9 protein-coding genes are annotated in these 10,366 nt (G+C 35.7%); 4 read left to right on the top strand and 5 right to left on the bottom strand.

The window, feature by feature from the left end; genetic code table 11:
- The first annotated feature begins 466 nt into the window (after positions 1-466).
- The 3 genes from T368_RS0109985 (at position 467) to T368_RS0109975 (ending at position 5,391) form a co-directional block, all read left to right on the top strand.
- A complete protein-coding gene (locus T368_RS0109985; protein ID WP_004089185.1) occupies positions 467-2,023 on the top strand; it encodes a DEAD/DEAH box helicase in 1,557 nt (518 codons plus the stop codon).
- A 2-nt stretch (positions 2,024-2,025) separates the two neighbouring features.
- Complete coding sequence (locus T368_RS0109980) at positions 2,026-2,829, top strand: pseudouridine synthase (protein ID WP_004089183.1); 804 nt, start codon at positions 2,026-2,028, stop codon at positions 2,827-2,829.
- Between the two features lie 1,098 nt (positions 2,830-3,927).
- A complete protein-coding gene (locus tag T368_RS0109975; protein ID WP_004089180.1) occupies positions 3,928-5,391 on the top strand; it encodes a Na+/H+ antiporter family protein in 1,464 nt (487 codons plus the stop codon).
- Between the two features lie 521 nt (positions 5,392-5,912).
- On the opposite strand, the gene T368_RS0109970 is transcribed toward T368_RS0109975, so the two are convergent.
- The 5 genes from T368_RS0109970 to T368_RS0109950 all read right to left on the bottom strand — a co-directional run bounded on the left by T368_RS0109970 (position 5,913) and on the right by T368_RS0109950 (position 9,410).
- Complete coding sequence (locus tag T368_RS0109970; RefSeq protein ID WP_004089177.1) at positions 5,913-6,605, bottom strand: lysozyme inhibitor LprI family protein; 693 nt, start codon at positions 6,603-6,605, stop codon at positions 5,913-5,915.
- Positions 6,606-6,675: 70 nt separating this feature from the next.
- A complete protein-coding gene (locus T368_RS0109965; RefSeq protein ID WP_004089173.1) occupies positions 6,676-7,275 on the bottom strand; it encodes an HNH endonuclease in 600 nt (199 codons plus the stop codon).
- Positions 7,265-8,062 carry a DNA-methyltransferase gene (locus T368_RS0109960; protein ID WP_004089171.1) on the bottom strand — a complete coding sequence of 266 codons (798 nt, stop codon included), beginning with the start codon at positions 8,060-8,062 and terminating at the stop codon, positions 7,265-7,267. The genes T368_RS0109965 and T368_RS0109960 overlap by 11 nt, the downstream gene beginning before the upstream one ends.
- Complete coding sequence (locus tag T368_RS16195; protein ID WP_004089167.1) at positions 8,059-8,223, bottom strand: hypothetical protein; 165 nt, start codon at positions 8,221-8,223, stop codon at positions 8,059-8,061. Before T368_RS16195 ends, T368_RS0109960 begins: the two co-directional genes overlap by 4 nt.
- A gap of 95 nt (positions 8,224-8,318) precedes the next feature.
- On the bottom strand, positions 8,319-9,410 hold the full coding sequence (locus T368_RS0109950; RefSeq protein ID WP_004089164.1) for a PLP-dependent cysteine synthase family protein: 1,092 nt from the start codon (positions 9,408-9,410) through the stop codon (positions 8,319-8,321).
- Between the two features lie 284 nt (positions 9,411-9,694).
- Here T368_RS0109950 and T368_RS0109945 point away from each other — a divergent pair, with 284 nt between their 5' ends.
- Positions 9,695-10,075 carry a DpnII family type II restriction endonuclease gene (locus T368_RS0109945; protein WP_004089158.1) on the top strand — a complete coding sequence of 127 codons (381 nt, stop codon included), beginning with the start codon at positions 9,695-9,697 and terminating at the stop codon, positions 10,073-10,075.
- The last annotated feature ends 291 nt before the right edge of the window (positions 10,076-10,366 follow it).

Here is a 10,366-nt window from a genome sequence, read left to right as displayed (position 1 = left end):
AATTAAAATTACATAAGCAAATAATGCTTTAATTTTTGCATTCTCTACTTAATGGATTTTATAAGCTTTTATTGTGTAGTTTTATATGCTTTATTAGCACATAAAACATACTTTAATATGTAGTAATGTTTTTGTGTATCCTTTTATGTATCCTTTTTTAGAATACATTCAAAAATACACATAAGATACAAACAAAAAAACATCGAGTGGAAGTAAAAAAAGGGTTATAACATATAAGCATATTATAAAACACTTATGCAAAAAACCCTTTATACAAGGCTTTTATGTGTTAGTGTGTTTTTGAGTGTTAGAGAGGGTGTTTTATTATGTGTTGCTAAGTGAATATACTCAGCTATACGATGTGGTTTTATTATGAGCAAATTCAAGCACAATAACAAATAACCACACTATGTATTGTTAAGAAACAATGCTATAATTACGATTTATTTTACAAAAAGAGCGTTTAATGAATAAAAAAGAGACAAAAGCACAAGACAATACACAAGATAAGTTGAGTGTGCTAGATTCATTTCGGGCTTTAGGCTTGAAAGACAAAGTGTTAAAAGGCATTAAAGAGGCAGGTTTTACTACACCAAGCCCTATACAAGAGAAAGCTATCCCACCCATACTTGAGCGTAGAGATGTTATCGCACAAGCCCAGACAGGTACAGGAAAAACCGCAGCATTTGCCCTGCCTATTCTCCATAGTTTGAAAAACGATAGCTCCATTGAAGCTTTAGTGATTACGCCCACGCGAGAGCTTGCTATGCAGATTAGTGATGAAGTCTTTAAGTTAGGTAAGTTTTTAAAGACAAAAACAGTGTGTGTATATGGCGGACAGAGTGTAAAAAAGCAGCTTGAATTAATAGAGAAAAAGCCACAGGTCCTAATCGCAACACCGGGTAGATTGCTAGATCATTTAAAAAATGAGCGACTAAAAAACTTCGCACCAAATGTTGTGGTCCTTGATGAAAGTGATGAAATGCTTGACATGGGTTTTATCGATGATATTGAAGAGATATTTCAATATATTCCAAATAACGCACAAACCCTGCTGTTTTCAGCCACAATGCCGGCTAGAATCAAACAATTAGCAGATAAGATTCTCTATGATCCCGTGCATATTAAGATTCAATCAAGTAGCACGACAAATGCAGATATAGCACAACGCTACTATATCATCAATGAAAATGAACGGAATGAAGCCCTAACAAGGCTAATAGATACAGAATCTCCAAGCAAAAGTATCATCTTTATTCGCACAAAAAAAGAAGCCGATGAAGTCAATAGCTACTTGCAAAATAAAGGCTATAAAAGCACTGCATTACATGGCGATATGGACCAACGCATGCGTAGAGATTCAGTCCAAGCCTTTAAAGGTAAGGAAGCAGACATTCTAGTCGCCACAGATGTCGCTGCAAGGGGGCTTGATATACGCAATGTAAGTCATGTTTTCAACTATCACATACCTTTAAATATAGAATCTTATGTGCATAGGATAGGACGCACAGGCAGGGCTGGTAGCAAGGGTGTTGCCATTACCCTTGCTACACCGCTTGAGTATAAAGATTTAAAGAAGATACAGAATGAAACAAACGCAAAATTTGAGCTTTATGAAGTGCCAAGTGTAAGCAGCGATGTGATGATAAACACGCTTTTAAACACAAAGGTATCAGATGAAGCGATAAATCTTTATGAAAGCATAAAAGATAAGACAGATTCAGCTCAACTCATTTTAAGACTTTTATCTGTCTATCTACGAGAACATGTAAAAATAGGACTAACAAAGCAGGAAGCCCTAGAAGTCCAAAAACAAGAGATTCTAGAATCTAAAAAGGAAGCGAGAACAAAAAGTAGCAAAGGCACAAAAAGTAAAACTCTAACTAGAGATAAAAATCCAAAATCAAGCACAAATAGACGCACTAATAAAGAGAATCTATCAAAAAACACACGACCAAGCAACGCCCAAGAGAGAGCTAAAAAGCAAAAAATGCAAAGTCAGCAAAAATACTATAAGGGATAACTTTGCGACTTAATCATTTTATCGCACTACACAGCAAATATTCGCGTAGAGAAGCGGATAGGCTAATAATAGAAGGTGCAGTAAAGATTAATCATGCTTTAGCGACAACAAAAACTCTAGTCCCACAAATAGCCCTGCAAAATCCACATGCCGCCATGAAAGAATTTAAAATCTTTATACACGGAAAAATGCTGCATTATGCCAAAAAGCAAAACTACACTGCAATCGTGTATCACAAGCCAAAGGGTGAACTTGTGAGCAAAAAAGATTCTTATGGGAGAAAGCTTATCTATGATAGCTTAAATGCTAGATACGCGCATTTTATGCCTGTTGGTAGGCTTGACTTTGCAAGTGAGGGGCTTTTGATATTGAGTGATAGCAAGGAAGTTGTAAGCAAACTCATGCACTCAAACCTGCCACGCACCTACATTCTTAAAATAGATTCTCATATTACAAAGCAGATGATAAAGGCAATGGAAGAGGGCTTAACATTGCAGAACGCAAAAGCAGGTGGGCATAGACTAAGCAAGATAAAGACAATGGAATTTATGCCTATGGAATATGAGATTGTAAAAAGCGCTTCAATCTCAAAGCTAAAAGTGCGTATCACAGAGGGAAAAAATCGAGAGTTGCGCAGATTTTTCGCACATTTTAATGCGAATGTGCTGGACTTAAGAAGAGTTAGCTATGGGTTTATCAATCTAAACGCACTGCCTGTTGGCAAAACCCGATTTTTCACAAAGCAAGAATATGATGACTTGCATAAGTTTATGAGTGAAAAAGATTCTAATAGAAAAGATTCTTAATTGTGAGGTTAAGGCGTAGTGGTATAGAATCTTTTTGCTAGATATTAAGTTATAGTCGTGTCAGCAGAATATTGCCCTTTAACTGAATATGGAGATTAGAAATAGCTTGTTATAATGCTTAATAGAAAATAGATAAAAGATAAGTTAAAGACAACTTAAAGATTTTTTGGAATGATAGCTTTGTCTTTGCAGATTGTATTTTATGCAGTCGCTTTGTATAAGCCAATCGGTTAAGACTTCCGTTTTCAAACCCTTTTAAAAGAAAAACGAAAAAAAGGGGGGGGGGGGGTGATTAACTTATACATTGTTTGTATTCTATCATAAGTTTGAAAGGATTTGGTTATGGATGTGAATTTTGTTTTGATTGTGATTTTAGCAACTTGGGTTGGTGTTAGTGAATAATATATCTTATTTAATAGTAAAAATTAATCAAATAAACTACAAAATAGCATTAATGTAGCATTTATTATACAAATAATACACATTATATTAGTGCTAATATATCAATAAAGTAATAGATTTTAATATTTAAAATAATGATAAAAACTTATTTCAACATAAGCAAAGAAAAGTAAAAAAGGGAGGTTGATATGTTTTTGCGTAGTCAATTTTAAAAGTAAAAAGGTTAATGTTAATAAATACTCAAACTTTCAGTTAAAGGAAAATTTTAAAAGAAGTAAAAATAAAAATGCAAAAACAAACAAGTCTAAGGATTTTTGGTAACATTAAAAAATTGCCACATATATTACTATGAAGTCTCTTAAACACGCAAGTTTATGGAATGTAGATTCTATTTGTCGTGTATAGGTGCATTTTGTTTTCTTATATAGATTTTATCATATTGTTTTTGAGTATTTAAGTTGTGTTTTATAAATGTAATGCGAGAAGCAAATTTGTAAAATACATATTAATTTTTGTGTGATAAAACTATAATATTAGCTATCAATAGTTTTATTTTTTAGAAGAATTTAATAAAATGCTGTGGATTAAAAACCATCCAAAACAATCAAACTCCATCTTAAATCTTTTTAATAATAAGCTATAATCACACTTTTATTTTCTTTAAATATCTACATATTAATTCACTAAAGGAATCTAATGTCTCTTCTCACAAATGCGGTGGTGTTGTCTGTGCTCGTTATGGCGGTGTTATGCGTTTTGCGATTAAATGTTTTGCTATCTATTATTATAGCCGCACTTGTAGCTGGGTGGCTATCTCCCTTGCCTTTAGAATCTCTATCTTCTGGGGCAGATTCACAAACTTCATTTTGGCAATATTTTTTGCTTAAAACCACAACCACGGGTGAAATTCTCATCAAAGGTATGGCAAGTAACCTAAGCATTGCTTTGAGCTATATTTTACTAGGCGGTATTGCAGTGGCGATTTCTCGCACACATTTAATGACTTTTTTGTTATCTGCCATTGCAAATGTGATAAGTAATAGGAAGTTTATTTTTATTCTTAGCATTGCTCTCATTGCGTGTTTTTCGCAGAATCTTGTGCCTATCCACATCGCTTTTATCCCCATTCTTATCCCCCCGCTTCTAAGCCTTATGAATCGCTTGAAAATTGATAGACGCGCTGTTGCTTGTGCGCTTACTTTTGGTCTGCAAGCCCCTTATGTAACGCTTGGCGTGGGCTTTGGGCTGATTTTTCACACGACTATTAGTGAGCAGATGAAGGCAAATGGTATGCCTGTAAGTCTTGGTGAGATTAGCTCTGTGATGTGGATTGGCGGGGCGGCTATGCTGCTTGGACTGCTTTTTGCGGTGTTTGTGCTGTATGCAAAGCCGCGTGAATACGCACAAAAAGAGGAATGCTCTATGGGCGATGCGAGTATGGGTTGGCGTGAATATGCGACACTCTTTGGCATTATCGTGCTTTTTGTCGTGCAGCTTGTTACGCATTCTCTGGCACTTGGGGCGTTTGCTGGGCTTATGTGTATGATTGTGCTGCGAGGGGTTAGATGGAGCGAGATAGATTCTGTTATGGAGGGTGGGCTAAAAATGATGGCGTTTATTGCCTTTGTTATGCTTGTGGCGGCTGGATATGGGGAGGTGCTGCGTGCAAGTGGAGAAGTGCAGAATCTCGTGCAAGTGGTGGCAAACTTCACACATCAAGTCGGCGATGGTGCTATGAATACTATCGCTTCAAATGGGCTAGATTCTAATGCGACTATGGCTTCAAATCCTGCGACTTTAGATTCTAATGGAGCGTCTTTATGGGCGAAATTTATAGGGGCGAGTTTAATGCTGCTTGTGGGGCTTTTAATCACCATTGGCATTGGCACGAGCTTTGGGACGATACCCATTATTGCGGCAATTTATGTGCCTTTTGGAATCTCGCTTGGCTTTAGTGTCCCTGCGATAATTTTGCTTATTGGCATAGCTGGGGCGTTGGGCGATGCGGGAAGTCCTGCGAGTGATAGCACTTTGGGTCCTACTTCTGGGCTAAATATGGACGGACAGCATAATCACATTTATGATACTTGTATCCCTACATTTTTTGTGTATAATATCCCGCTTTTAGTCGCTGGCACTCTTGGTGCGATGATGCTTTAGGGGAGCTTAATTGATCTTTTTGGTATGCGATTATTGCAAATAAACAACATTCAACTCCTAAAATCGCGCATTATTCAATTAACTCATGTGTCTTAACCGCTATAAAAACTATATGCAGATATCAATAGTAAATATGCTTCTAATTTTCTAACTAGGATAATTCTGCATTTATATTTATTGATGTGATTTCGCAACAACTCTGCTTTTAAATTATTTGTGCTTAAAAGCAGAGCATTGGGAATAAGATAGAGGCCATCTCTCTATCTTACTTGCATAAATATTTAGCTTTCATTGCGCACATCAAATCTATTGTAGTTTCTTTGCTGTTTTCTTTTTGGTCTATTTTATGCGTATATTTGCTAGTTTTACAACTTTAGTTTTAAATGTCGTTCAGTTTTTCTGCTATTTCATAGCAATGATAAATTGCAAAAAAACTGCGATGGGTTTTAATGTGTTTTTTAGTATAGAAAATATATTCTTAACTCAGTGATTTTGTAGCATTGAAGCACACTATTAAGTTCCTATATATCCCCATCTACATTACACCCAAAGAGACTATCAAACCCTATGTCACCATCTGTTATCATCATCAAATAGCGTGAAAATAGCTCATTCACACGCATTTTTAAGAATCCTAGCCGAGCATTACTTGCTTCAATGCTATATATCGTGCCACCGCCATTTATATCATAGATATGTGCGTGGTGTGTCTTTGTGTATGCCTCATAGCTATCGCGGAGTTTAAGCCACGCTCTTTGCTCTTCTAGCAGTGTGTCTTGCCCTTTTTCTATACTTGGCTCGTGAGAGAAAGCCCCTGTTGGTGTGGTTTTGCCTTTCTTTTTGAGTTCAGTGCGGTAGAGTTTGTAGTATTTGTTTAAAAGCTTGTCATACTCATTATAGCCATAATTAAGTGAAGCTAGAATGCCTTGCGTTGAGCCTAGCACTTCGCCTAAGCTTTGCACCCAACAATCAATTTGCGTTGTTTCAAAGAGATAGGTTTGCTCTTGCTTATTTTTAGGATTGAAGTCAAAATTAGCCATATCGCATTGCTTTTTGATATGCTCTTGCTTATCTTTGCTTATATTGTATTCCTTAAACAACTTTTGCAAACTTTCACTATCAGCAAAAGCCACATTTGCAAACGCTATAAACGCCAAAGGCATTAGAATCTTAGCCTTTGTGCTAACCTTAAATAATCTTATAAAAACACCCATAAATCACCGCCTTTGCTTTGTTTGTTAAATGCAAAGATTCTAGCACATAGAATAAAATAAGATTCTAAGATTATATATCACTTGACTTTTTCCATACTATATGCCCATTGATATTATGCTTTTCATAAATGCTTAAAACCTCTTCTAAAAATGCCACAAGCTCACTCTCACCAGAATCTTTTGCAGATTCTAACATTTGGATAAACATCTTTTTACCTGTTTCAGTTTGCTTTAGATTTTTCTTTAAAAAATTATGCCTACTACATAGAGTTTGCCCATTTTCTAAAACCGCTTTTCCACCTAAATCCTTTGGTTTTATATGGTCTATATGAAGCTCAACTCCTTCTTTTTTACCCATTCCACATATCACACATTTATAATTATCTCGCTCTAAAATTTGCTTTTTTAAGGCTTGACTAAAATCCTCTAAATCTTGCCTTAAATTGATAGAATCTGGGTTATAGTGATAAACTCCCTTTGCAATCTTTTGCAAATAGCCTTTTTGGTGCAAACTTCTAATACCTCTATCTGGGTCTCTAAAAACTTTTCCTGTGCGTTTTTGCCATTCTTTAACAACCCAATCCACCACTTCAGGGTGTTTAATATCTCGTTTTGGATTTGCCTTAAAAAATTCCATTATTAGATCAAGTTGAGAGCCATTATTTTTCATCAAAAATTCCCCTTTCTTTTTGGATTGTTTCTAAAAATCGTTTTTTGCTTAGTTCGCAATACTCCCTATCTAGCTCAATGCCTATAAACTTTCTATTGTTAAGATAAGATTCTATCATTGTTGTGCCGCTGCCACAAAATGGGTCAAACACCACATCACCTACATAAGAAAAAAGTTTAATGCACCGCTTCGGCAGTTCTCTAGGAAAAGGGGCTGGGTGTCCTATGCGTTTTTTAGACTCCCCATTAAAACTCCATAATCCATTCGTCCAAGCCATAAATTCCTCTTTGCTTATATCACTCTCCCCTTTATACCTTTTCTTCCAAGTCCCTTTATATAGCACAACTATAAGCTCAACAGGTGCGATAACATAAGGAGCAGATGCACTAAGCCAACTCCCCCAAGCTGTGCGGCGTGAGATATTTCCCTCATTCCAAATAATTGTGCTGTGATATTTCCAGCCAATTTGCTTTGCTAAAATGATTAAATCCGCCCCCACGCTTTGCTGTCCGCCTTTGTTTTTATCAAGTGGGATATTAAGACAGAATCTTGCCCCATCTTTTGCCCAAAAATAACAATTTTCTATCCATTTTTGAGAAAATTCTAAATAACTTTCATAAGAGTTAGAATCTTCATTTGAGTTGTATTCAATACCCACATTATAAGGTGGAGAAGTGATGATTAAATTAAGCGAGTTTTCTTGCAAAATCGTTTTATCAAGGCAGGTATGATTGAATAGTGTTGTGTTTTTGTAGCTAAAAGATGTATTGTGTAATGGTATTGTCATTGTTGAAGCCCTATTAGGTATTTAAAAACTATTGTTTTAATAATAGTATTGAAGTGTTTTGTTTGATAAAAATCCATATCAAGCAAACTGCAAATATCCCTTTGCAAACTTTGATTATTTGCAATCTCATTTTGCAAGTCTTTTTCTTGTGTGAAGTCCATAGTATTTCCTAGCTTTTTAATCAATCTCCTATTAGGATTAAGTGTGTTATTGTAGCGGATTTATAGAATCTTTTTTACTACTATGCGAAGCAAAATTACACCAAATTCTTGCTCAAATACCTGCTTAAATCATCGGCAAAGAGTGTAACGATGAGTTTGTTTTCTACTTCTTGGGCGAGTTTTAAACACGCTTGCAAACACGCTCCTGATGAGATTCCAGCTAAGATTCCCTCCTCTCCAGCTAAGATTTTTAGTCCTTGATACGCTTCTTCATCGCTGATTTTTTGCACCAAATCTATAAGGCTTGTATCCATAGTCTTTGGGATAAAGTTGTTGCCAATACCCTCAATATTTGCACACCCCTCTTGCCCTCCGCCGATGATTGAGCCGATAGGATCGCATAGCACAGCTTGTATCCTAGAATCCTGCTCTTTTAGGTATTGTGCTATTCCGCTAAAGCTGCCGCCGCTCCCAGCACCGCATACAAAATAATCCAAATTTGGCAGCGACTTTTGCGTGCTTTTAAGGGAATCTGCACTCAAAGCTCGGTCATTATCGTTTAGATAACTCCCTTCGCTTTTCGCTTGATAACCCTTAAAATCATCACAAAATTCATCTGCCAAATTAGCTTGGCTTTTCTTGCTAGTAGCGTGTATTGAGAATACATTTCGCCTAGAGTCTCGCACACTCTGCATTTCTGCATAAATCTCTTTTGCGGTAGTAAGATAATGTGCTTGCGGATTTAGCGGATTTTCAAATTGATGCAGGCTAAAAGAATGCGGGGTAGAATCTAGCAATTCTTGTGCTTTATCAATCGCCCCTTGTATGCCTAGCTCTTTTGGTGTGTTAATCACTTCCGCCCCTAACGCTCGCATTAGAATCTGCTTTTCAATGGAAAATTTATCCGGCACGACTAAAATCGCCTTGATATTAAAATGCAAACATACAAAAGCTATGCCTAGCCCCGTGTTTCCTGCGGTTGCTTCTATAATTACAGAATCTTTTTGTAGCTTACCCTGCTTTTTTGCCTTTTGCAAAATATGCAGGGCTACGCGATCTTTCACGCCACCAGCGGGATTGTAGGATTCTAGCTTTGCAAAAATGCGATTTTTATTTGGAATGGCTATGCGTGAAAGCTCTACAAGTGGCGTATTACCGATAAGTTCAAGGCTTGAGTGAAAAAACATTTATATCCTTTAATTTTTAGATTATAAAATATAGTAAATAAGACTTTTAATTGTATGGTAAATGTTATTATAACTTTTTTTTACTTCTAATTTTTGTTATTTTTTATAAACGAGATAAAAATTAAGGGAAAAGGGTAGAATCTAGCTTTTAAAAGATTGTAGGCACAAAAGGATTTTAACAATATAAATAGCAACCTTTGCAGTTTGAGGAATAAGTAGATTCTATCTTCAAAAGGGTGTTTGGGGAAGTAAATCTAAAATGCACAACACATAAGGAAATAATTGTGAAAAATACATTACCATTTGAGGCTTTTCTAAGCACTCTTAGAGCGACAAATAGAGATATGGGCTTTTTTGTAGATTGGCAGAAGTGTCTAGCAAATAAAGATAAATTAAGTATTAGTCTTAATCATTTAAATCTTTTGTTGGGCGTATCAAAGGAGAATTTGCAAGATAAGATTACTTTGCTTTTTAATGAGTATGCTAAGGCTTTTGATATTTTGCCTTTGATTTTAGCGATCCGCAATGAAAAAGAGTTGGTGCTAGATTCTAATCGTAATGAAATATCCATAAATGCGTATTTACAAAGCCCTAAAGGGATTTATGATTTTTATTCTCATAGGCTTTTTGTATGGCTTCATAATATGGATAATATTCCTCTGTAAGCCAATACTTTGGGACTTTTAAAAGAAAATTTGTTGCTTGTGTTTGTGGGGATATTAACACTGATGAAATTATGATTGTTTCTATTCTATTTGCAATATCTCCATGTAACTCTTGCTCGTAAAATGTTGTTTGTATTTGCATATTGTTACTCATGTTTTACCTCTCTTATTTGTATTGATACTTTATTTTGTCTCTAAACATGTTTCATCTAAGTTTTGAAATAGACTTGGTGTATTGTCATATTCCTCTGTTTCTTTAATGCTTTTCTTTTTTGAAGTATTTGACACTTT

It is taken from the genome of Helicobacter bilis ATCC 51630 (genome assembly GCF_000686565.1).
GTDB classification, from domain to species: domain Bacteria; phylum Campylobacterota; class Campylobacteria; order Campylobacterales; family Helicobacteraceae; genus Helicobacter_A; species Helicobacter_A bilis.
Note: the sequence above shows the minus strand (reverse complement) of the source record. Positions and strands in the feature narration are given on the sequence as shown.